Source organism: Geodermatophilus chilensis (assembly GCF_002802985.1).
Lineage (GTDB): Bacteria > Actinomycetota > Actinomycetes > Mycobacteriales > Geodermatophilaceae > Geodermatophilus > Geodermatophilus chilensis.
The window spans coordinates 15,675-37,210 of sequence record NZ_NVPT01000029.1 but is presented as its reverse complement, the minus strand read 5'-3'; the positions used below and the strand labels follow the sequence as shown (position 1 = coordinate 37,210).

General features: G+C 76.0%; 18 protein-coding genes. 10 read left to right on the top strand and 8 right to left on the bottom strand.

The window, feature by feature from the left end:
* Nucleotides 1–2,718, bottom strand: a 2,718-nt coding sequence (locus CNO22_RS07205) for a sacsin N-terminal ATP-binding-like domain-containing protein (RefSeq protein ID WP_100498683.1), incomplete at its 3' end; no start/stop codon positions are given.
* A 42-nt stretch (nucleotides 2,719–2,760) separates the two neighbouring features.
* On the opposite strand from CNO22_RS07205, the gene ppk2 reads away from it, so the two are divergent.
* The 5 genes from ppk2 (at nucleotide 2,761) to CNO22_RS07180 (ending at nucleotide 7,709) form a co-directional block, all read left to right on the top strand.
* Nucleotides 2,761–3,693, top strand: a complete 933-nt coding sequence (gene ppk2 / locus CNO22_RS07200) for a polyphosphate kinase 2 (RefSeq protein WP_100498681.1) — start codon at nucleotides 2,761–2,763, stop codon at nucleotides 3,691–3,693.
* Between the two features lie 47 nt (nucleotides 3,694–3,740).
* Nucleotides 3,741–5,243, top strand: coding sequence for an aldehyde dehydrogenase family protein (locus CNO22_RS07195; protein ID WP_100498679.1), 1,503 nt, complete (start codon nucleotides 3,741–3,743; stop codon nucleotides 5,241–5,243).
* Between the two features lie 20 nt (nucleotides 5,244–5,263).
* Complete coding sequence (locus CNO22_RS07190; protein ID WP_232806860.1) at nucleotides 5,264–6,889, top strand: GMC family oxidoreductase; 1,626 nt, start codon at nucleotides 5,264–5,266, stop codon at nucleotides 6,887–6,889.
* A 66-nt stretch (nucleotides 6,890–6,955) separates the two neighbouring features.
* The gene (locus CNO22_RS07185; RefSeq protein WP_100498677.1) at nucleotides 6,956–7,300 is read left to right on the top strand and encodes a nuclear transport factor 2 family protein; all 345 of its coding nucleotides are present in this window, start codon (nucleotides 6,956–6,958) and stop codon (nucleotides 7,298–7,300) included.
* 124 nt (nucleotides 7,301–7,424) lie between these two features.
* A complete protein-coding gene (locus CNO22_RS07180; protein WP_157936837.1) occupies nucleotides 7,425–7,709 on the top strand; it encodes a hypothetical protein in 285 nt (94 codons plus the stop codon).
* Between the two features lie 25 nt (nucleotides 7,710–7,734).
* Here CNO22_RS07180 and CNO22_RS07175 read toward each other — a convergent pair whose 3' ends face one another.
* Complete coding sequence (locus tag CNO22_RS07175; protein ID WP_232806859.1) at nucleotides 7,735–9,054, bottom strand: MFS transporter; 1,320 nt, start codon at nucleotides 9,052–9,054, stop codon at nucleotides 7,735–7,737.
* Between the two features lie 72 nt (nucleotides 9,055–9,126).
* Here CNO22_RS07175 and CNO22_RS07170 point away from each other — a divergent pair, with 72 nt between their 5' ends.
* From CNO22_RS07170 to CNO22_RS07155, 4 genes are all read left to right on the top strand, one after another.
* Nucleotides 9,127–10,134: a GlxA family transcriptional regulator gene (locus CNO22_RS07170; protein WP_100498675.1), complete on the top strand. Its 1,008-nt coding sequence runs from the start codon at nucleotides 9,127–9,129 to the stop codon at nucleotides 10,132–10,134.
* Between the two features lie 221 nt (nucleotides 10,135–10,355).
* Nucleotides 10,356–11,954 (top strand): DEAD/DEAH box helicase, encoded by a 1,599-nt coding sequence (locus CNO22_RS07165; protein ID WP_232806858.1) that lies wholly within the window; start codon nucleotides 10,356–10,358, stop codon nucleotides 11,952–11,954.
* A 111-nt stretch (nucleotides 11,955–12,065) separates the two neighbouring features.
* Nucleotides 12,066–12,566 (top strand): hypothetical protein, encoded by a 501-nt coding sequence (locus CNO22_RS07160; protein ID WP_100498673.1) that lies wholly within the window; start codon nucleotides 12,066–12,068, stop codon nucleotides 12,564–12,566.
* A 208-nt stretch (nucleotides 12,567–12,774) separates the two neighbouring features.
* Nucleotides 12,775–13,248 carry a cupredoxin domain-containing protein gene (locus CNO22_RS07155; protein ID WP_100498672.1) on the top strand — a complete coding sequence of 158 codons (474 nt, stop codon included), beginning with the start codon at nucleotides 12,775–12,777 and terminating at the stop codon, nucleotides 13,246–13,248.
* 166 nt (nucleotides 13,249–13,414) lie between these two features.
* On the opposite strand, the gene CNO22_RS07150 is transcribed toward CNO22_RS07155, so the two are convergent.
* Complete coding sequence (locus tag CNO22_RS07150; RefSeq protein WP_100498671.1) at nucleotides 13,415–14,089, bottom strand: alpha/beta fold hydrolase; 675 nt, start codon at nucleotides 14,087–14,089, stop codon at nucleotides 13,415–13,417.
* Between the two features lie 150 nt (nucleotides 14,090–14,239).
* Between CNO22_RS07150 and CNO22_RS07145 the strand changes: the two genes are divergently transcribed.
* Nucleotides 14,240–15,649 (top strand): NAD(P)/FAD-dependent oxidoreductase, encoded by a 1,410-nt coding sequence (locus CNO22_RS07145; protein ID WP_232806857.1) that lies wholly within the window; start codon nucleotides 14,240–14,242, stop codon nucleotides 15,647–15,649.
* Here CNO22_RS07145 and CNO22_RS07140 read toward each other — a convergent pair.
* The 5 genes from CNO22_RS07140 to CNO22_RS07120 are packed head-to-tail and all read right to left on the bottom strand — an operon-like array spanning nucleotide 15,646 to nucleotide 21,526.
* Nucleotides 15,646–16,332 carry an alpha/beta hydrolase gene (locus CNO22_RS07140; protein ID WP_198588160.1) on the bottom strand — a complete coding sequence of 229 codons (687 nt, stop codon included), beginning with the start codon at nucleotides 16,330–16,332 and terminating at the stop codon, nucleotides 15,646–15,648. The genes CNO22_RS07145 and CNO22_RS07140 overlap by 4 nt on opposite strands.
* Nucleotides 16,332–17,615: an erythromycin esterase family protein gene (locus tag CNO22_RS07135; protein ID WP_100498669.1), complete on the bottom strand. Its 1,284-nt coding sequence runs from the start codon at nucleotides 17,613–17,615 to the stop codon at nucleotides 16,332–16,334. The genes CNO22_RS07140 and CNO22_RS07135 overlap by 1 nt, the downstream gene beginning before the upstream one ends.
* Nucleotides 17,616–17,619: 4 nt before the next feature.
* Nucleotides 17,620–18,411, bottom strand: coding sequence for an SDR family NAD(P)-dependent oxidoreductase (locus CNO22_RS07130; RefSeq protein WP_100498668.1), 792 nt, complete (start codon nucleotides 18,409–18,411; stop codon nucleotides 17,620–17,622).
* 29 nt (nucleotides 18,412–18,440) lie between these two features.
* Nucleotides 18,441–19,559 carry a carboxylate-amine ligase gene (locus CNO22_RS07125; protein ID WP_157936836.1) on the bottom strand — a complete coding sequence of 373 codons (1,119 nt, stop codon included), beginning with the start codon at nucleotides 19,557–19,559 and terminating at the stop codon, nucleotides 18,441–18,443.
* Nucleotides 19,556–21,526, bottom strand: coding sequence for an alpha-amylase family protein (locus CNO22_RS07120; RefSeq protein WP_232806856.1), 1,971 nt, complete (start codon nucleotides 21,524–21,526; stop codon nucleotides 19,556–19,558). Before CNO22_RS07120 ends, CNO22_RS07125 begins: the two co-directional genes overlap by 4 nt.
* Nucleotides 21,527–21,536 lie beyond the last annotated feature (10 nt).

Genomic DNA, 21,536 nt, shown 5'->3' with positions numbered 1-21,536 from the left:
CGCCGGCCGGCTCTCCACCCGCGCCCGCACCACCTCGGAGGCCAGCGGCAGGTCCAGCAGGTCGGCGACCGGCCCCGGCGCCCCGCCCGCGGGCACGAGCGCGGGATCGACCAGTGGCTGTAACCACGGGGCGTCGAGCACGACGGCCTCCCCGGCGGGCACCACGCGGTCCGGGGCCACCCGTACCCGGTCCGGCGGGTCCACGTCGACGCCGTCCAGCGCCGCGGCGAGGCGGGCGTGCACGGCGCGCAGCACCGCCGGGCCGACGGTCCGGCGGGGGTCGCCGAGCCGGTCGATCAGGTCGAGTGCGCCGTCGACGTCGGCGAGCACGTCGTCCACCGAGGCCGGTGGCCGCAGCAGCTCGAGCAGGTCGGGGGCGACATCGGCCGGTTCGTACAGTCCCTGCAACTCCGTGGCGGCCGGGTGCCGCAGCCGGTCCGGACGCCGCCCGCCGAGCACCGGGTGGGTGCCCAGCCACCAGCGCAGGTAGCCGGGCACCGACAGCCCGTCGAGGACGACGTCGGCCCACGCCTCGGCGGGCAGCTCGGTCAGCAGCGGCAGCGCGCCGGCCCAGTCGGCGACCAGCTCGAGGTCCCGGACCGCGGTCAGCGGCGGCCAGGCCGGCGGGGGCGCGTCGGCGGGCAGCCGGTCGAGGACGGCGTCGGCCCAGTCCTGCGCGCCGTCGACGTCCAGGTCGTCGGGGTCCTCGGCGGACACCAGGGCGAAGCCGTCGAGGACGCCGACCGCACGCAGCACGTCCCGGTCGGCGTCCAGGGCGGGGTCCAGCACGCCCAGGGCGCCGTCGGCCAGCACGGCGGCGAACCGCGACCCGGGCAGCATCAGCTCCCCCGCCGGCGCCCAGCCGCCGTCGGCGTCGGGCAGCGCCAGCTCGGCCAGCCACGGCAGCTCCCCGGGCGCGGTGCCGGCCGCGGCGACCAGGGCCAGGACGGCGTCGGCGAACGCGGCCGGGTCGCGGTCGGTGTCCCAGCCGTCGTCGGCCGCGTCGACCGAGGCCTCGACCGCCGCCCGCACCTCCGGGTCGGCGAGCACCGCGGCGGCGGTCGCGGGCCGGGCGCCGAGCCGCTCCAGCAGCCGGCGGGCGGCGGGCAGGGCGACGGCGTCGGGGGCGGCCACCCGCAGCCCCAGCGGGCCCAGCCGAGCCACCGGCAGGCCCTCGTCGGGCAGCAGGACCCCGGCCGGCCCGTGGGCGGTGCGCCCGTCGGCGAGCGGCACCGGCAGCGCGGCCAGCTCCTTGCGCTCGACGCCGTCCAGGGCGGCGTACAGCCGAGCCCACCACGCCGGCGGCCGGGCGACGCCCCGCACCGCCTCCACCGCCTCGGCGGTGCCGACGCGGCGCACACCCAGGGCGGCGAGCGCGGGGGCGTCGCCGCGCCGGGACCACCCGGCCGGCAGCAGGCCGGGCAGGACGCCGGTCAGCGCGGCCACCCGCTCCTCGGTCGGCTCGGCGAGCACCGCGGCCCGGCCCGGGGTCTGCCGGTCGCACCCGGCCCCGGCGACCGGCAGCCAGGCGGCCTCGCGGAGCCGCTCCAGCGCCGCGGTGCACAGGGCCGCGTCGAGCTCGGCGCCGGCCAGCCCGATCCGCGGCACCAGCGCGAGCACGGCCGCGTCGCCCGCGAGGCCGGCGAGCAGGTCGGCGTAGGCGGCGGCCGCCTCGGCCACCAGCGCGTCGGTGACCGGCCCGGGCAGCACGTGCCGCCGGTCGGGACCCAGCGGGAACGGCGCGATCAGCCGGGCGGGCAGGGTCAGCGGCTCGTCACTGGGCGTCGGCCCGTGCACCCGCTGCGGCAGCGGCAGCGGCACCGGGCGGCCGTCGTCGTCCAGGGGCACCGCCCAGGTCAGCGTCCAGGCGCGCCGCTCCCGTTCCTCGACCGGCCGGCCGGCGAGCAGGTCCTCGGGCAGCACGCCGTCCCGCCGCTCGAGCCGCCAGGTCGTCGTCCGGTCGCCGTCGGTCAGCTGCGCCCGTGGGCCCGCGTACCGCGCCGACAGCGACCGCACCGTCCCGTCGAGGACGACGTCGACCGCGGCCAGCCCGGGCAGCGCGAGCAGCAACTCGGTCTCGAGCTCCTCCAGCGCGGTCCGGACGGCCACGCGCGAGCCGGCGCGCAGCGGCAGCACCACCTCGGTGGCGAAGCCCTCCGGCGGCGTCCCCCGGGCCGGCCAGGGCAGCCGCAGCACGGGGACCGCGCCGTCCCGGCGGGCCAGCTCGTCGGTCAGCGCGGGCACGGCAGCGACCTCGGCGCGGGTGCGGTCGGCACCGAAGGCGACCCCGCCGGTGGTCGAGTGCACCTCGGGCGCGTCGGTGACGGCCAGCACCGCCGCGAACCCGACCCCGAACCGGCCCACGGAACCGAGCTCGTCGCGCTTGGCCGAGGCGCGGAGCGTGGCCAGGCCCTGGACCCCGGCGGCGTCGAGCGGGGCGCCGGTGTTCGCCGCGCGCAGCACCTCTCCCCCGGCGCCGTCGTCGGCCAGCTCGAGCCGCAGCCGCCCCGGCACGCCCCCGCGGGCGGCGGCGTCGGCGGCGTTCTGCGCCAGCTCGACCAGCAGCCGGTCGCGGTAGCCGCCGCGGACGAGGTCCTCCTCGGCGTTGGCGTCCTCGCGGAAGCGGGCCGGGGAGTCGGCCCAGGCGGCGAGCACCCGTCGGCGCAGCCCGGCGGTGTCGAAGGGGTCGGCGCCCGGGGCATCGGAGGGGTCGGCCACGCCGCCAGCATGGCAGCGGCATGGAGGGGTACCCCTCCATGCGTGTCCGAGATCGACGTCTCCCGGTACCGGTTGCAGGCCCTCCCCGAGGACGACTCCGACGAGGACTGGGACGACGACGGCGAGCTGTTCGGCCCCGACGGCAGGCGGATCGAGACCTGGCGGGAGGGCTACCCGTACATCGAGCGGCTGCCGCGCAGGGAGTACGAGCGGGAGAAGCGCCGGCTGCAGATCCAGCTGCTGCGGCTGCAGGGCTGGGTGAAGGAGACCGGCCAGCAGCTCGTCGTCCTGTTCGAGGGCCGCGACGCCGCGGGCAAGGGCGGCACGATCAAGCGCTTCACCGAGCACCTCAACCCGCGCGGCACCAAGGTCATCGCGCTGGACAAGCCGTCGGAGCGCGAGCAGACCCAGTGGTACTTCCAGCGCTACGTGCAGCACCTGCCGGCCGCCGGGGAGATCGCCCTGTTCGACCGGTCCTGGTACAACCGCGCCGGCGTCGAGCGGGTCATGGGCTACTGCACCGACGAGCAGTACGAGCGGTTCATGCGACAGGCGCCGGAGTTCGAGCGGATGCTCGTCGACAGCGGCATCCGCCTGGTGAAGTTCTGGTTCTCCGTCTCCCGGCGCGAGCAGCGCACCCGCTTCATCGTGCGGCGGATCGACCCGGTGCGGCAGTGGAAGCTCTCCCCCACCGACCTGGCCTCCCTGGACCGCTGGGACGACTACACCGCGGCGAAGGAGGCGATGTTCGCCGCCACCGACACCGACCACGCGCCGTGGACGGTGATCAAGAGCAACGACAAGAAGCGCGCCCGGCTGGAGGCGCTGCGTCACGTGCTCGGCTCGCTGCCCTACGAGGGCAAGGACGAGGCGGTCGTCGGGCGGCCGGACCCGAACATCGTGGTGGCCGCGGCCGACGTCCTCGAGTCCGACCGCGAGGCCCTCGAGCGAGAGGAGCTGGCGGCGGCCCGCTGACCCGGCCTGCGCCCGACGGTCGCTACCGGTGGGTAACCTGCGTGCCCATGTCGCTCGTCGAGCAGCCGGACAGCCGCGTTCCCGAGACCTTCGAGTCGACCGCCCCGGCCTCGGGCGCGGTCGTGGGGGTCTTCCCCGTACAGGGTGCGGACGACGTCCGCGCGGCCGTGGACCGCGCCCGCGTCGCCGCCGCGGCCTGGGGCGACCTCGGCTTCGACGGCCGCAAGCAGCGGCTGGCGGCCTACCGCGGCTACCTCGCCCGCCGGATGCACGAGCTGGCCGACCTGGTGCACCGGGAGAACGGCAAGCCGCACGCCGACGCGATCCTCGAGATCACCCTGACCGTCGACCACCTGGCCTGGGCCGCCACCCACGCCCGCAAGGTGCTCCGCCCGCGGCGGGTCAGCCCCGGCCTGCTGGCGGCCAACCACGCCGCCTGGCTGGAGTACCAGCCGCTGGGCGTCGTCGGCGTGATCGGCCCGTGGAACTACCCGGTGTTCACGCCGATGGGCTCGATCGCCTACGCGCTGGCCGCCGGCAACGCCGTCGTCTTCAAGCCCTCGGAGCACACGCCGGCCGTCGGCGCGTGGCTGGCGGACGCCTGGCGGGCCGCCGTCCCCGACGTGCCGGACGCCCTGCAGGTGGTCACCGGCCTCGGCCAGACCGGCGCGGCGCTGTGCCGCGCGGGCGTGGGCAAGCTGGCCTTCACCGGCTCGGCCCCCACCGGCCGCAAGGTCATGGCCGCGTGCGCCGAGACGCTCACGCCGGTGCTCATGGAGCTCGGCGGCAAGGACGCGATGATCGTCGACGACGACGCCGACGTGGCCGCCGCTGCCGACGCCGCCGTGTGGGGCGCGATGAGCAACGCGGGGCAGACCTGCATCGGCATCGAGCGGGTCTACGCGACCGAGCGGGTGTACGACGTCTTCGTCGCCGAGGTGACCGAGAAGGTGCGCGGGCTGCGGCCGGGCACCGACGACGCGGCCGCCTACGGCCCGATGACGATGGCCGCCCAGACCGACGTCGTCCGCCGGCACCTGGACGACGCGGTCGCCGCGGGTGGCCGGATCGCCGCCGGCGGCACCGTCGAGGGGCGCCTCGTCGCGCCGACCGTGCTGCTCGACGTCCCCGAGACGTCGGCGGCCGTGTGCGAGGAGACCTTCGGCCCGACGCTGACCATCACCCGGGTGCGCGACGCCGAGGAGGCCCTCGAGCGCACCAACGCCAACGCGCACGGCCTGGCCGGCGCGGTGTTCTCCCGGTCGAAGGCCCGGGCGATGGACCTGGCCCGCCGGATGAAGAGCGGCATGACATCGGTGAACTCGGTGCTCACCTTCGCCTCGGTGCCGGCGCTGCCCTTCGGCGGCGTGGGCGAGAGCGGCTTCGGGCGGATCCACGGCGAGGACGGGCTGCGCGAGTTCACCCGCGCCAAGGCCATCACCCGCCAGCGCGTTCCCCTGCCGGTCAACCTGATGAGCTTCACCCGGCCCGCCGCGGCCGCCGACGCACTCGCCCGCGTGATGGGTCTGGTGCACGGGCGGCACCGGTGACCGTGCAGGACCCGGCACACATGGCGACGACGTCGAACGGAGCCGAGGAGTACGACGTCGTCGTCGTCGGCGCGGGCTCGGCCGGCTGCGCGCTGGCCGGGCGACTGAGCGAGGACCCGTCGCTGCGGGTGCTGCTGCTGGAGGCCGGCGGCTCGGACGACGTGCTCGAGGTGCAGGTCCCGGCGGCGCTGTACAAGACGTGGCGCACGCGGCGGGACTGGAACTACACCACCGAGCCGCAGCCGGGCCTGGGTGGGCGGCGGCTGTTCTGGCCGCGGGGCAAGCTGGTCGGCGGTTCCTCGTCGATCAACGCGATGATCTACGTCCGCGGTGCGGCCGCCGACTACGACGAGTGGGCCGAGCTGACCGGCGACCCGTCGTGGTCCTACGAGCACGTGCTGCCGCTGTTCCGGCGGATGGAGGACAACGCCCGCGGCGCCGACCGCTTCCACGGCGTCGGCGGGCCGCTGCGGGTGGAGGACCCGCGCTCGCCGCACGCCTGGTCGCGGGCGGCCGTGGCGTCCGCGGTCGCCGCCGGTCACCCGCGCAACGACGACTTCAACGGCGCCACCCCGGAAGGCGCCGGGCTCTACCAGCTCACCCAGCGCCGCGGCCGCCGCTGGTCGGCCGCCGACGCCTACCTGCACCCCGCGGCGGGCCGGCCCAACCTCACCGTGCGAACCGGCGCACTGACCACCCGGGTGCTGATCTCGGGTGGGCGGGCCACCGGCGTCGAGTACCGGTCCGGCGGGCAGCTGCACACCGCGCACGCCGCGGCCGAGGTGGTGCTGGCCGGCGGGGCGGTCAACTCCCCGCAGCTGCTGATGCTCTCGGGCATCGGGCCGGGCGCACACCTGCGTGAGGTCGGCGTCGACGTCGTGCACGACCTCCCCGGGGTCGGCGGGGGTCTGCAGGACCACCCGCTGGTGCCGGTCGTCTGGCACACCCGGTCGGGGAGGTCGCTGTTCCGGGCGGAGTCCCCGTCGGGCTACGCGCGCTGGTTCGGCGCCCGCCGCGGCCCGCTGACCTCCAACCTGGCCGAGGCGGGGCTGTTCACCCGCTCCCGGCCGGACCTCCACGAACCGGACCTGCAGTACCACTTCCTGCCGGTCAAGTTCTGGCGGCAGGCGGAGGTCGACCCCGACGTCGACGCGTTCACCGCCGCCGCCGTCCTGGTGCGGGTGCACTCCCGCGGCTCGGTGCGGCTGCGCTCGGCCGACCCGACCTGGGCGCCGGCCATCGACGCCGGCTACCTCGCCGACGAGCGGGACCTCGACGCGCTGGTGTGCGGGGTGGAGAAGGCGCGCGAGATCGCGTCGGCCGGCCCGCTGGCCGCCGTCCTGGCCGAGGAGTGGTCCCCCGGCGGCACGGTGCACACCCGCGACGGGCTGCGGCAGGCGGTGCGCGACACCCTCGAGTCGCTGTACCACCCGGTGTCCTCGTGCCGGATGGGCACCGACGACGACGCGGTCGTCGACCCGCAGCTGCGGGTGCACGGCGTCGACGGGCTGCGGGTGGTCGACGCCTCGGTGATGCCGACGCTCGTGCGCGGGAACACCAACGCCCCGACGATCATGATCGCCGAGCGGGCGGCCGACCTCATCACCGGCCGCACCGTCGACCCGGCCCTCACCGGCGCGACCTGAAGCCTGTCGGCCGGCCGGACCGCGGAGCATGCTCGGCCCCGATCGGCGACGACCTCGGGAGGAGCCATGACCCGCACGCCGCAGGACATCTTCCAGAACCACCTGGCCGCGGTCGGGGCCGGCGACGTCGACGGGATCGTCGCCGACTACACCCCCGACGCCGTCCTGATCACCCCCGAGGGCGTCAGCCGGGGCAGGGACGGCATCCGGCAGGTGTTCAGGTCGCTGCTCGACGATCTCCCGGACGCCGCATGGGAGGTGCCGACCCAGGTGTTCGAGGGCGACGTGCTGTTCATCGAGTGGACGGCGGTCGCGGAGAGGGCCCGCGCCGAGGGCGTCGACACCTTCGTCTTCGCCGATGACGGGATCCGGGTGCAGACCGTGCGGCTCTCCCTGGCGCGCACCGCGTGATCCACGGCCCCGCAGGACCCGAGTCGTGCCCAGGCCGGTGTATCCACGGCGGCCGGTCCCGGCTCTGACGGTCGTGACGACCGGACAGCCTCCCCCGTCCTGGCCCTACCTCCCACTGCTGGAGATGGCCTACTCGCTCGGCCGCACGGACGGCGGTCTCGCCGCGCGGATCGAACCAGCGGGCTCGGTCGGCCCGCAGTCGACGTGCTGCCAGGGCCGCGAGCCTGCGGAATTCAGCCGCCTCCTGTGGGGCGACCGGCGCGGCGCTCCCCCGAGCGGCCTCCGGCTGAACGCGCCCCTCTGGTACGCCCACGGCTTCGCCGAGGGCCTCGCTGCCGAGCGGCGCCGTCCCGTGCCTGCGGAGGTGGGCAGGGCGGGCGGCCTGCAGGGTCCCGCCGCGAGCCTGTGAGCGGTCGGGTCAGGGGGTGCCTCTCTCAGCCGTGGGCCTGGGCGGCCGCCGCCTCCTCGCGGTCGGTCGGCAGCGCCGTGCCCCCGGGCGGCTCCGGGCTGCGCGGGATGAGGAACGACATGGCCGCCGCGGCGATGCAGAGGGCCCCGGCGAGGAACCAGGCCAGGTCGTAGGAGCCGGTGACGTCGCGGATCACGCCGCCGCCGAAGGCCGCGAAGGCCGAGCCGACCTGGTGCGAGGCGAACACCCAGCCGAACACCACCGGCGCCCGGGAGCCGAAGAACTCGCGGCACAGCGCCAGGGTCGGCGGCACGGTGGCCACCCAGTCCAGGCCGTAGAAGACGATGAACGCGACCATGCTGACGTGCAGGTCGGGTCCGAAGAGGGTCGGCAGCAGGAACAGCGAGAAGCCGCGCAGCCCGTAGTAGGCCAGCAGCAGCACCCGCGGGTCGGTGCGGTCGGTCAGCCAGCCCGAGAGCACCGTGCCGGCGATGTCGAAGACGCCGACGACGGCGAGCAGCCCGGCCGCCGTGGTGATCGGCATGCCGTGGTCGTGCGCGGCCGGGATGAAGTGCGGCTGCACCAGCCCGTTGGTCGACAGCCCGCAGATGAAGAACCCGCCGGCCAGCAGCCAGAACGGCACGGTGCGCACCGCAGAGGCCAGCCCGCGCAGTGCCGTCCGCGCGGCACCGCTGCGCACCGGGTCGACGTCGTCGGCCGCCGTCCCCCCGTAGGGCACGACGCCGACGTCACGCGGCCGGTCCCGCAGCAGCCACAGCACCAGGGGGACGACGGCCAGCGCGGCGGCGGTCGTGCCCAGCGACGCCGAGCGCCAGCCCCAGGTCGTGTCGGCCCAGGCCACCAGCGGCAGGAACACCAGCTGCCCGGTCGCGCCGCCGGCGGTGAGGATCCCCGACACCAGGCCGCGGCGGGCCACGAACCAGCGGCCGGTCACCGTCGCCACGAGCGACAGCGCCATCGACCCGGTGCCCAGGCCCACGAGGAAGCCCCACAGCAGCACCAGCTGCCAGCTCGCGGTCATGAAGACGGTCAGCCCGCTGCCGGTGGCCGTCAGCAGCAGCGCCGCGACGACGACCCGGCGGATACCGAAGCGCTCCATCAGCGCGGCGGCGAAGGGCGCGGTCAGCCCGTAGAGCGCCATGTTGACCGCCACGGCGGCCGAGATCGTCGTGACCGACCAGCCGAACTCCGCGCGCAGCGGCTCGATGAGCACGCCGGGAACCGCGCGGAACGCCGCGGCGCCGACCATGGCCAGGAAGGTCACCGCGGCGACCCACCAGGCGGGGTGGACCCGGTGCGTGCGCGGCGCGGCGGTGGTCGTCACGACCAGGAGCATGGCGGATGCCTGGAACGGCCCGACAGTGGCCCGGCAGCCAACACGTGCAAGGATCCGGCCATGCGCCCAGGCCCGACCCCGGCCCGCCCCCACGACGTCGCCGTCCTGGCGCTGCCCGGCTCCATCGCCTTCGAGCTCGGCCTGCCGCACCGGCTGCTGGAGTCCGCCGTCGACGCCGACGGGCACCGGCTCTACCGCGTGCGGGTCGCGACGCTCGACGGCGGGCCGGTGCGCACCTCGGCCGGCTACTCGATCACCCCGGAGCACGACGCCTCGCTGCTGGCCTCCGCGGGGACGGTCGTCGTCCCCGGCGTGTACGGCGGACCGGCGATGACCGACGGCACGCTCCCCGACGGCCTCGGCGAGGCGCTGCGCGCCGCCGCCGGGCACGCGCGGCTGGTGTCGATCTGCACCGGCGCCTTCGTGCTCGCCGCCACCGGTCTGCTCGACGGGCGCCCGGCCACCACGCACTGGATGCACGCCGAGACCTTCGGGCGCCTCTACCCCGCCGTCCGGCTCGACCCCGGCGTGCTCTTCGTCGACGACGGCGACGTGCTGACCTCCGCGGGCAACGCCGCCGGCATCGACCTGCTGCTGCACCTGGTCCGCCGGGACCACGGCCACGAGGTGGCCAACCGGGTGGCCCGGCGCAACGTCGTCGCCCCGTGGCGCGAGGGCGGACAGGCGCAGTTCGTCGAGCGGCCGCTGCCCGAGGTGGGGGACGTCGGGACGGCGGCCACCCGCGCGTGGGCCGTCGAGCGGCTCGGCGAGCCCCTGACGCTGGCCGACCTCGCCGCGCACGCGCGGATGAGCGTGCGCACCTTCACCCGCCGCTTCCGCGACGAGACCGGCCTGTCGCCGCTGCGCTGGCTGGCCGGGCAGCGGCTGGCCCTGGCGCGGCAGCTGCTGGAGTCGACCGACGCCCCGATCGACCGGGTCGCCGCCGACGCCGGCTTCGGCACTCCGGCGTCCCTGCGCCAGCACCTGCGGGCCACCATCGGGGTCCCGCCGGGCACCTATCGGCGCAGCTACCGCGGCGGCGGTGTGACCGGGCACTCCCCCGTCTGACGGCACAGGTCAGCGCCGCGTCTGGTTGAGTGTGGGTACCGGCGTTGCCCTGCTGCCCATCCGGGGCGCGGGACTCGACGTCGGGCTGCGGCAGCGCCACCCCGGCGCGCCCGGCTGTCCGACGTCCCGCTGGACGACGCGCCGCCCTGCTCCTCGCAGGCGTGCCGGCGCGCACTCCGACCGGGCCGCCCGACGGCGAACCGAGCCCGAGGAACCACCTGATGACCTCGCACGACCAGTCCACCCCTGCGCCCGACGAGACCCGCCGGCGCCGCCGCGGCGGCCGCGGCCGGGGCAGCCGTCCCACCACCGCCCAGCAGACCCCGCAGCAGCCGGGCCCGGCGACCCCTGCCCCGGCGCCGACCCCCGTCGTCCCGGCCGGCCCGCCCGCGAGCGTGCTGCCCACCGACGCGACCTTCGCCGACCTCGGCGTCCCCGCCCCGCTGGTCGAGGTGCTCGCCGCCAGCGGCATCACCGCGCCGTTCCCCATCCAGGTCGCCACGCTGCCCGACACCCTCGCCGGGCGGGACGTGCTCGGCCGCGGCCGCACCGGCTCGGGCAAGACCCTGGCCTTCAGCCTGCCGCTGGTCGCCCGCCTGGCCGCCTCCGACAGCCGCCGGCAGCCGAAGCGGCCCCGCGCGCTGGTGCTCGTGCCGACCCGTGAGCTGGCCAACCAGGTGCTCGCCGTCGTCGACCCGCTGGCCCGCGCGCTGGGCATGCGGGCGACCACCGTGTTCGGCGGCGTCGGCCAGAACCCGCAGGTGCAGGCGCTGGCCGGCGGCATCGACGTCCTCATCGCCTGCCCCGGCCGGCTCGAGGACCTCATCGGCCAGGGCCACTGCGACCTCTCGGCCGTGGAGATCACCATCCTCGATGAGGCCGACCACATGGCCGACCTCGGCTTCCTGCCCGGCGTCAAGCGGCTGATGGACCGCACCCCGAAGACCGGCCAGCGGCTGCTGTTCTCCGCGACCCTGGACAACGGCGTCGACGTCCTGGTGAAGCGCTACCTCTCCGACCCGACGACGCACTCGGTCGACCCCGCGGTCGCGCCGGTGTCGACGATGACCCACCACGTGTTGCGGGTCGAGGCCGGGGACAAGGCCGCCGTCGTCCGCGAGCTCGCCTCCGGGCTGGGCCGCAGCGTGCTGTTCACCCGCACCAAGCACCAGGCCAAGAAGCTGGCCAAGCAGCTGACCACGGCCGGCGTCCCCGCCGTCGACCTGCACGGCAACCTCAGCCAGAACGCGCGCGAGCGCAACCTCGAGGCGTTCAGCAGCGGCGAGATCCGGGTGCTCTGCGCCACCGACATCGCTGCCCGCGGCATCCACGTCGACGACGTCGCGCTCGTCGTGCACGTCGACCCGCCGGCCGAGCACAAGGCCTACCTGCACCGCTCGGGCCGCACCGCCCGGGCCGGCGCCGGCGGCACCGTGGTGACCGTCTCCACCCCGGACCAGGCCGGCGAGGTTCGCACCCTCGCCCGGCAGGCCGGCATCACCCCCACGGTGAGCGCCGTGCGGCCGGGCGCCGCGGAGATCACCGCGCTGACCGGGCCGGCCGCCCCGTACGTCGAGCCGGCGCCCGCACCCGAGCCCCAGCCGCAGGGCCAGGGCGGGGGCCGGCGCCGCCGGTCCGGGGGCGGCTCCGGTCGCTCCGGCGGCCAGGCCGGCACCGCCTCCGGCGGGGGGACGGCGGCGTCCGCCCGCGGTCAGGGCCGGACGTCGGGTCCGGCGCGCACCCGGGCCGAGCTCGCCGCGCGCGCCGGGACGCACTCGCCGGCGTCGTTCAGCGGCCGCTCCCGCCGCGGCGGCCGCTGACCGTCGTCCCGCCCGGGCGGCAACGACGGTTGACGCCCCGGGTGGTGGGCACTGGACCCCCCGACCAGGGCCAGTCCGGGCCCTGACCGTCCGCGACCACCGAGGAGCACCATGGCACTGCCCATCACCCTGTCCGAGATCGCGCCGCGCATCTCGGCCGGCGCGTTCATCCTCAACAGCGGCCTGGGCAAGCGCGGCGCCGACGAGGGCACCGCGGCCGGCCTCCACGGCTTCGCCTCCGGCACCTACCCGTTCCTCAAGAACGTCGAGCCGGCGACGTTCGCCAAGGCCCTGGCCTACGGCGAGATCGCCGTCGGGACCGCGCTGCTGACGCCGTTCGTGCCCACCGCGGTCGCCGGTGCCGCGCTGACCGTCTTCTCCGGCGGGCTGCTCGGGCTCTACCTGAACACCCCCGGGATGCGGAAGCCGGGCAGCCTGGCGCCGACCCAGGAGGGGCTGTCGGTGGCCAAGGACGTGTGGCTGCTCGGCATCGGCATCGGCCTGCTCACCCGCGGGACGATCGACCGGGAGCCGCGCCGGGTGCGCAAGGCCGCGAAGACGCTGGCCAAGGCCAACAAGAAGGTCGCCCGGGCCGCCGAGCGCGCCGCCTGACCCGGCGGGGGCCGGGGAGCAACGCCCCGGTCCCCGGACCGGCCGGGACCCACCGCGTCGCCGGGTGGGCGGGACCGACCCATCCTGATCGCCGGTCGGCGACGAACACCCGGTAGTGGGGGTGCCCCCAGGTGCTCCGACGGTGCAGCATCCACGTCCACGGGGCCCGCTGCCAGGCTCGGCTCCCGCCGCTCCAGGAGGTCCCCGCGTGTCTCACCCGACCGGTCCCATCCGCCGTGCCACCGCGCTCGTGCTGGCGCTCGGCGCCGTCCTGCTCTCCGGGTGCTCGGCGGACGACGCCGCCGACACCCCCGCCGCCGACACCTCCGCCGCCGCGCCCTCGAGCGCGGACGCGGGCACGTCGTCCGCGGCGCCCTCCTCGACCGCCGCGCAGGCCGAGAGCGAGACCGTCGAGGTCAGCGAGGGCGAGATGTTCATCGAGCTGTCGGAGGACTCCTTCAGCGCCGGCACCTACACCTTCGAGGTGTCCAACACCGGCAACATGCCGCACGACTTCGTCGTCGAGCAGGGCGGCAGCGACGTCGCGGGCACCGACGTCCTGCAGCCCGGCGAGTCGGCCACCCTCGAGGTCGACCTCGCGCCGGGCGACTACGTCTTCTACTGCTCCGTCGATGCCCACCGGGCGGCCGGCATGGAGGTCCCGGTCACCGTCGAGGCCTGAGGAAGGACCCCCTGCCCCCGGCCCCGTCCAGGGCACCGCCCTGAGCTCGCGAAGGGCGGGGAGGACGGGGTCCTTCTACCTGCAGGGGGCCACCGAGCCGGGCCCTCGGGCGCCGCTGGCGGAGGCCGCGTCGACGGCGCCCCCGCTGTCGAACTCCGGCAGCCGATCAGGCGCCGGGCCGGTCCCGCTGCGCCCCGGCGCGGCCGACCTCCTCGCGCAGCAGCGCCGCGACCTGGTCGGGGTGGGTCATCGGGGTCAGGTGCGCCGCACCCGGCAGCTCGACCAGCCGGCCGGCGGGCGCGGCCGCGGCCACGGCGGCGGCCCAGTCGTGCGGGCAGAGCCGGTCACGGGTGCCGCGGACGACGGTCACCGGCACGCGGACCGTCCGCAGCCGGGCGTCGATCCGGTCGGGCGACGCCACGGCCCACAGCTGCCGCATCGCCCGCGGCCCGGTGTGCAGCCACTGCGGCAGCACCAGCGGTGCGTGCGGCCAGCGCTCGCGGACCGCCGTCCCCAGCCAGCGCCGGGCCAGGCCCACGGCCGACCGCAGGCGCGGGTCGGTGGTCGGCCCGAGCAGCACCAGCCCGGCGACCCGCGGGTCACCGGCCGCGGCGGCGGCGACCTGGCAGCTCTGCGAGTGGCCGACCAGCAGCACCGGCCCCGGGCCGAGCCGGGCGCGGAGCCGGACGGCGAGCTCCTCGACCGGCGGCACCGGACCGCGCAGCCCCATCCCCGGCAGCAGGACCACGTCGGCCGCCACCAGCTCCCGCAGCCTGGACGAGGACCGCTCGTCGAGGCCCAGACCCGGGACGAGGACGGGCCTGATCGGGGATTCCGGCACCGGAACGGTCTACCGCTGCCGCGTGGGCGACGGGACGGCGGGTAGGGCAACGGAAGCTGCGGACGGCACGCTGTGACCTGGATCGCTCCCGGTCGTCCCCGAACCCGGGACACCGAGGTGGGAGACTGATTCATCATGACGACATCACCTGTGGCCGACCCTGTCGGTGCCTCCTCGTCCGGTCGGCCCAGGGTCGTCATCGTCGGCTCCGGCTTCGGCGGGCTGTTCGCCGCCAAGGCGCTCAAGAGCGCCCCGGTCGACGTCACCGTCGTCGGCAAGACCAGCCACCACCTGTTCCAGCCGCTGCTCTACCAGGTGGCCACCGGCATCCTGTCCGAGGGCGAGATCGCCCCGGCCACCCGCGAGATCCTGCGGCGCCAGGAGAACGCCCGCGTCGTGCTCGGTGAGGTCACCGACATCGACCTGGCCGCCCGGACGGTGACCTCGACCATCCTGGGCCGCACCACGGTGCACCCCTACGACGAGCTGATCGTCGCCGCCGGCGCCGGGCAGTCCTACTTCGGCAACGACCGCTTCGCCGAGTTCGCACCCGGCATGAAGAGCATCGACGACGCGCTCGAGCTGCGCGGCCGCATCTTCGGCGCCTTCGAGCTCGCCGAGCTCGCCACGGACCCGGCCGAGCGGGACCGGCTGCTCACCTTCGTCGTGGTCGGCGCCGGCCCCACCGGCGTGGAGATGGCCGGCCAGATCGCCGAGCTGGCCCGCCGCACCCTGCGCCGCGACTTCCGCACCATCGACCCGACCCAGGCCCGGGTGATCCTGCTCGACGCCGCCCCGCAGGTCCTCCCCCCGTTCGGCGAGAAGCTCGGCGAGCGTGCCCGCCGGCACCTCAACGAGATCGGCGTCGAGGTCCAGCTCGGCGCGATGGTGACCGACGTGAACGCCGACGGCCTCGAGGTCAAGGACCGCGACGGGCACGTCCGGCGGATCTCCGCGGCCACCAAGGTGTGGGCCGCGGGTGTGCAGGCCAGCCCGCTGGGCCGGCTCCTCGCCGAGCAGTCCGGCGCCGAGGTCGACCGCGCGGGCCGCATCTCGGTGCAGCCCGACCTCACCCTGCCCGGGCACCCCGAGGTGCACGTGGTCGGCGACATGATGGCGCTGGACAAGCTCCCGGGGGTGGCGCAGGTGGCCATCCAGGGCGGGCGCTACGCCGCCGAGGCGATCCGGCGACGGACCGCCGGCAAGCAGCCGCAGGGCCCGTTCCGCTACCGGGACAAGGGCAACATGGCGACGATCTCCCGCTTCTCCGCCGTCGCCGACATCAAGAACCTCAAGTTCGAGGGCTTCTTCGCCTGGGTGCTGTGGCTGGTCGTGCACCTCATGTACATCGTGGGCTTCAAGAGCCGCGTGACCGCGGTGCTGCACTGGATGGTCAGCTTCCTCGGCCGCGGCCGCGCCGAGCGGGTCGCCACCCAACAGCAGGTCTACGGCCGGCTGGCGCTCGAGGCGCTCGGCGCGGAGTTCGTCGTCTCCAAGACCGGCGGCCCCAAGGACGTCACGGCCCCGGCGACCGACCTGACCGAGCGCCGGTCCGCCTAACCGGCGCGCTCGCCGAGCCAGAGGGTGAGGGCGGCGTCCACGTCCGCGGGCCGGACGACGTGGCCGCCGTCGAACTCCTCGTACCGGACGTCGTAGCCACCCCTGTCCAGCTGCTGGGCCAGCCGCCGTCCGCACCGCGCGACCGGCAGCACCCGGTCGTCGGTGCCGTGGGAGATCCACACCCGCGGCCTGCCGATCCGCCGCGGCGGGACGGCGAACCCCGGGGAGAACGCCAGGACCGCCTCGGCGAGGTCGCCGTTGGCCAGCCCGAGGCTCAGCGCGTACGAGGCGCCGTCGGAGAACCCGCCGAACGCGACCTCCGTGACCGGCTGCCGGGCGAAGACCTGCGCCAGGGCGGTGTCGAGCACCGCGACGTCCCGGCCGAGGCCGCCGGCGATGAGGTCCCAGGTGGCGGCGACCGACGACGGCGCGAGCACCAGCGCGTCGCGGGCGGTGGCCGGTCCGCCGACGAGGTCCACCGACTGCGCCGCCGTCCCGCCCGCGCCGTGGAAGAACACCAGCAGCGGCCGCGGCCGGGGCGGCCCGTCGGGGACGACGAGCCGTGCCTGCGCGTGCGGTCCCAGCTCCAGCGTGCGGACCCCCGGCGGGTACGGCGCCGCGGCCGGCGCGGCCACCGGCCGGGCGTCGAGCCGTCCCTCTGCAGCGTGCGGGAGCGCCTCCATCAGACCGCGTGCGCCAGCGGCGGCACGTGCTCGTCGGCCCGCTCGAGGTGCAGTGGCCGCAGGGGCGAGGTGTCCTCCAGGTAGAGGAAGGCGTCGTAGCGCTCCCCCAGCACGGTGGGCACGTAGTTCCCCCACCGTTCCCGGTCGGGCCGGTAGACGACGCCGATCGCCCGGTGGTCCAGCCGCCGGTCCAGCTCGGCGGGCCGGGCAGCGCCGCGGTCCCAGACGAGCAGCGCGTCGCGGCCGACCTCCTCGTGCAGCAGCGCCTCGATGCTGCCGCGCCGGGCCTCGGGCACCGGCATCCGCTGCATCTGCGCCCCCCACTCGCTGCCGGCGATGACGCCGCCGCGGTACCCGCCGAAGCCGACGAGGACGACGTCGTCGGCGCCGTGCCGCTCGCGCAGCAGCTGCCCGACGTTCGTCATCCCGGCATCGGCCATGTCGGTGGCGCGGGCGTCCCCGATGTGCGTGTTGTGCTCCCAGACGACGGCCTTGTCCCCCGCGTGCGCGAGCAGCCGGTCCAGGCCGTCGACCATGTGCACGTCGCGCACGTTCCACGAATCGGCCGAGCCCTGCACCATCGCCCGGTAGTAGCGCTCGGCGTCGACGACCACGGCGGCGTTCTGCTCGGCGGAGAAGCGCGCCTCCGGGTCGGTCCCGGCCTCGGCCCTCCCCCGCTCCTCGCACAGCCGCTGCAGCAGGTCGACGACGGCCTGCTCGCAGCTGGTGGGGGCGAAGCGGGAGGCGAAGGCGTACTCGGCGCCGTCCTCACCGAAGGGCTCGAAGCAGTGCAGCGCCTCCAGCGCGGTCCCCACGTGCTCGGGCTCGTGCTCCCGCAGCCAGCCCACGAGCTCGTGGATCGAGTCCCAGAGGCTGTAGACGTCCAGGCCGTAGAAGCCGACCCGCTCCTCCTCGGGGCGCGCGGCGTTGACCTCGCGCAGCCAGCGGCAGAACTCGACCACCTCGTCGTTGGCCCACATCCAGGTCGGCCACCGGGAGAAGGCGTCGAGGGCGTCGCGCGGGTCGGCGTCCGCCCCCGGCCGCAGCTTGACGCTCCGGTTGACCCGGTAGCAGTCGGGCCAGTCGCCCTCCACCGCGACGAAGCCGAAGCCGCGCTCGGTGACGAGCCGGCGGGTCAGCGCGGCCCGCCAGGCGTAGTACTCGTGCGTGCCGTGGCTGGCCTCGCCGATGGCCACGATGCGCGCGTCGCCGACCCGCTTGAGCAGGGGGTCGAGGTCGGTAGGGTCCCGCAGGGGCAGGGCCAGGTCCCGGACGTCGGTCATGGTCCTACTCCGCGCTCCCGGGCTCGGCCATCTTCGCGTGGCCGGCGGACTTGAGCCGGTCCGGCAGCACCGAGTTGACCACCGCCTGCGCCTTGCTCATCGCCGAGCCGCCCAGGGCCTTGGTCCGCCCCTCCATGAGCGCCGCGAACCCCTGCTCCGCGACCCGGGCCGGGTCGTCCTTGGGGCCCTGGCCGAGCGTGGTGTCCATCAGGTCGCCGCGCTCGAAGAACTCGGTGTCGGTGGGGCCGGGCATCAGCGAGGTGACCGTGACCCCGGTGTCCTCCAGCTCCTTCGCCAGCGCCTCGGCGAACGACTGCACGAAGGACTTCGAGGCGTTGTAGACCGCCTGGTACGGCCCGGGCATCGTCGAGGCGACCGACGAGGTGAACAGCACCCGGCCCTCGCCGCGCGCCGCCATGTCGCGGAGCACGTGCTTGGCCAGGACGACGGTCGAGCGGACGTTGAGGTCGATGATCGACAGCTCGTCCTCGAGCGGGTTGTCGACGAACGGCCCGCCCTTGCCGACCCCGGCGTTGAGCGCGGCGGCCGCCAGGGGCCGGCCGGTGGCCTGGACGGCGTCCCACAGGGCGTCGACCCCGGCGGTGGTGCGCAGGTCGGCCTGGAAGCCCGAGACGGCGGTACCGGAGCCGCGCAGCCTGGCCGCGGCGGTGTCGATGGTGGGGTCCTCGGCGTTGACCAGCAGGTCGAACCCGTGCTCGGCGAACTGCCGGGCGAGCTCGAAGCCGATCCCGCTCGAGGCGCCGGTCACGAGGGCGAGGGGGCGCGGTTCGGTCATGGCCGCCTCCTACCCCGCGGATCCGCGGCTCACCCGATGCCGGCGGCGCCGTCCCGCACGACCTGGGCGGCCACCGCGCGGCGGTCGCGGGTGGCGGCCCAGGTGGCCCGCTGCCGGGCGGCCGACGTGCCGTGCGCCCACAGCCGGTCCAGCAGCGCGGCGACGTCGTCTTCTTCGCCGTGCGCGCGCAGGTCGTCGGCGAGCTCGGCGACCAGCGCCTCGACGGCGTCCCGCGCGGGGGCCGCCTCGCCGCGCAGCGGGTCGAACAGCTCGCCGCAGAGCCCGTCGTGGGCGGCCCGCCAGCGGGCGGCGCGCAGCAGCTCGGGGCGCACCTCGGGGACCGGCTCGGCGCGCTCCGCGCGACCGGCCAGCACCCGCACCAGCGAGCGGACCAGCGCGGCGTGCAGGACGGCGGCGTCGAGGTCGGTGCAGACGTCGGCCAGCCGGAACTCCAGCGTCGGCCAGCGCGCCGAGGGCCGCACGTCCCAGTACAGGTGCCGGCCGTCCTCGGCGACGCCGGAGCGCACCAGCCCGTCGAGGACCTCGCGGAACCGCTGCTCGCTGCCCATCGGCTCCGGCGGCCCGGCGTTGGGCCAGTGCGACCACCACACCGTGCGCCAGGACTCGTAGCCGGTGTCCGCGCCGTCGTGGAAGGGCGAGCTGCCGGTCATCGCGAGCAGCACCGGGAGGTAGGGGCGGGCGCGGTCCATCACCGCCACCGCCGTCCCGACGTCGGGGACGCCGACGTGCACGTGGCACCCGCAGATGTCCTGCCGGTCGGCCAGCCCGCCCCAGCGCTCGACCATCGCCTCGTACCGGGGCGCGCCGGTGATCCGCTGCTCGCGCCAGGTGCCGAAGGGGTGGGTGGAGGCGGGAAGGATGACCAGCCCGTCGCGGGCGGCGGCCGCCGCGGCCTCCGCGCGGGTGGCGGCCAGGGCGTCGCGCAGCTCGCCGAGGCCGCCGCAGATGCCGGTGGAGGTCTCCAGCTGGGTGGTGACGATCTCCGGGTGCACGTGCTCGCCGGCCTCGCCGGCGAGGGCGGCCCGCACGACCGTCGCGCTGGGGGTGAGCGCGAGGGTGTCGGGGTCGACGAGGTGGAACTCCTCCTCCACCCCGACGGTGGCCCCCGCGGTCGCCGGCCCGGTCACGGCTCGGCGAACCAGGCGGAGCCCAGCCCGGGGACGACGACCTGCCCGTCGCGCACCGGGAGGACGCCGTCGCTGCCGTGCACCTGCTCGAAGCTGCCGAAGCCGGTGACGGTATCGGCATCCACGGCCTGCGGGGACGGCGAGAAGTTGGCCAGCCCGACGAAGGTGCCGCTGCGCGGGTGCTTGCGCCGCCAGACGAGGACGGCGTCGCTGCCGGCGTCCACCACCGCCGACTCCACCCCACCGCGCAGCGCCAGCAGCGAGCGGCGCACCTCGCCCAGCCGGCGGATCGCGGCCCACACCCGGCCCTCGACGGTCGCCGGGTCGCGGCGGCGGGCGGCGGCGTCCCAGTCCATCGGCGGGCGGTGCATCCAGCGGTTGTCCGGGGCCAGTGCGGGGTCGGCGAGGTAGCCGGGGTCGTTGCGCAGGGCCAGCTCGTCGCCCATGTAGAGCAGCGGGATGCCGCCGTACGCGTAGGCGACCGAGTACAGCAGCACCAGCCGGCGGACTCCGGCGTCCAGCGCGGCGTCGTCGCCGTCCTCGAGCGCGGCCTCGATGCCGCACAGCGACGCGGCGGAGCCGGAGACGCGGGCGTCGCCGGTGGCCTCGTTCTCCTGGAACAGCGCGCCGCGGGCGAAGGAGCCGGGGAAGCGGCCGGAGTAGAAGTCGTTGAGGAAGCGGCGGTGCGCGAAGCCGTCGAGGCCCACCGCGGCGGCGTCCTCGTCGGCGACCGCCCAGCCGATGTCGTCGTGGCCGCGCACGTAGGTGACCCAGGTGGCGCTCGGCGGGACCGCCCGCATCCGGCCCAGCGACTGCCGGGCCAGCCGGACGTCGCCGGTGGCCAGGCTGCTCCACAGCAGCACCATGAGCTGGTTGTGGTAGGCCAGCTCGCACTCGGGCCGGTAGCGGTCGTGGCCGCCGAGGTAGCCGACCAGGTCGTCGGGCGAGACGATCGCCTCGGCCTTGAAAATCACGCCGGGGGCGGCCAGCCGGGTCAGCGCGTGCAGCAGCTGCAGCAGGCTGTGCCCCTCGGGCTGGTTCTGGCAGCTGGTGCCCAGCCGCTTCCACATGAACGGGACGGCGTCCATCCGGAAGACGTCGACGCCGCGGTTGGCCAGCCAGGTGATCTCCCCCAGCATCGCCAGGGTGACCGCGGGGTTGGTGTAGTCCAGGTCCCACTGGTACGGCCAGAACGTCGTCCACACCCAGCCGCCCTCGCCGCCGCAGGCCTCCGGCACCCAGCTGAACGAGCCCGGCGCCCGGTCGGGGAAGACCTCGGGGATGGTCGCGTCGTAGGCGTCGGGCATCGTGCGGTCGGGGAAGGCGGTGTAGAAGCCGGCGTAGGCCGGATCCCCGGCCAGCCAGCCCTGCGCCCAGGCGTGCTCGCGGGCGGTGTGGTTGAGCACCAGGTCGATGCACAGCGCCATGCCGCGCTCGTGCAGCGCGCCGGCGACCTGCTCGAGGTCGGCCATCGTGCCCAGCCGGGGGTCGACCGCGCGGTAGTCCATCACCGCGTAGCCGCCGTCGTTCTCCCCGGGCCGCGGCCGCAGCGGCATGAGGTGCAGGTAGGTGGTGCCGAGCTCGGCGAGGTGGTCGAGGTGCTCCGGCAGCCGGTCGAGCGTGCCGCAGAAGCGGTCGACGTAGCAGACGTAGCCCTGCACGCGGGAGCGCTGGAACCACCCCGGGTCGACCTCGCGGCGCCGGTCGATGCGGCGCAGCTCCCCGGGGCGCTCGACCGCGGCGGCCAGGGCGGTGCGCAGTGCGCGGCCGAAGTGCTCGTCGGCGGCGCCCCCGTAGAGCACGGCCAGCGGCTCGTGGACGTCGTAGAGCGCGAGGTCGGCACGGGCCAGGAAGGCGTCGCCCTCCGCCGGGCCCAGGGCCGCGACGGCCTCGGCCGCCACCTCGGGCCGGAGCTGCTGCCACGCCTGCTCCGCCGCTGCTCGGCGGGCCGTCGCCGGGATCGTCACCGGGCCAGTA

What these genes read in the sequence shown, in the direction of transcription:
- CNO22_RS07165 (WP_232806858.1), top strand. Translation starts at nt 10,356, where the DNA reads ATGACCTCGCACGACCAGTCCACCCCTGCGCCCGACGAGACCCGCCGG.
- CNO22_RS07160 (WP_100498673.1), top strand. Translation starts at nt 12,066, where the DNA reads ATGGCACTGCCCATCACCCTGTCCGAGATCGCGCCGCGCATCTCGGCC.
- CNO22_RS07180 (WP_157936837.1), top strand. Translation starts at nt 7,425, where the DNA reads ATGGCCTACTCGCTCGGCCGCACGGACGGCGGTCTCGCCGCGCGGATC.
- CNO22_RS07170 (WP_100498675.1), top strand. Translation starts at nt 9,127, where the DNA reads ATGCGCCCAGGCCCGACCCCGGCCCGCCCCCACGACGTCGCCGTCCTG.
- CNO22_RS07185 (WP_100498677.1), top strand. Translation starts at nt 6,956, where the DNA reads ATGACCCGCACGCCGCAGGACATCTTCCAGAACCACCTGGCCGCGGTC.
- CNO22_RS07190 (WP_232806860.1), top strand. Translation starts at nt 5,264, where the DNA reads ATGGCGACGACGTCGAACGGAGCCGAGGAGTACGACGTCGTCGTCGTC.
- CNO22_RS07140 (WP_198588160.1), bottom strand. Translation starts at nt 16,332, where the DNA reads ATGGAGGCGCTCCCGCACGCTGCAGAGGGACGGCTCGACGCCCGGCCG.
- CNO22_RS07195 (WP_100498679.1), top strand. Translation starts at nt 3,741, where the DNA reads ATGTCGCTCGTCGAGCAGCCGGACAGCCGCGTTCCCGAGACCTTCGAG.
- CNO22_RS07130 (WP_100498668.1), bottom strand. Translation starts at nt 18,411, where the DNA reads ATGACCGAACCGCGCCCCCTCGCCCTCGTGACCGGCGCCTCGAGCGGG.
- CNO22_RS07135 (WP_100498669.1), bottom strand. Translation starts at nt 17,615, where the DNA reads ATGACCGACGTCCGGGACCTGGCCCTGCCCCTGCGGGACCCTACCGAC.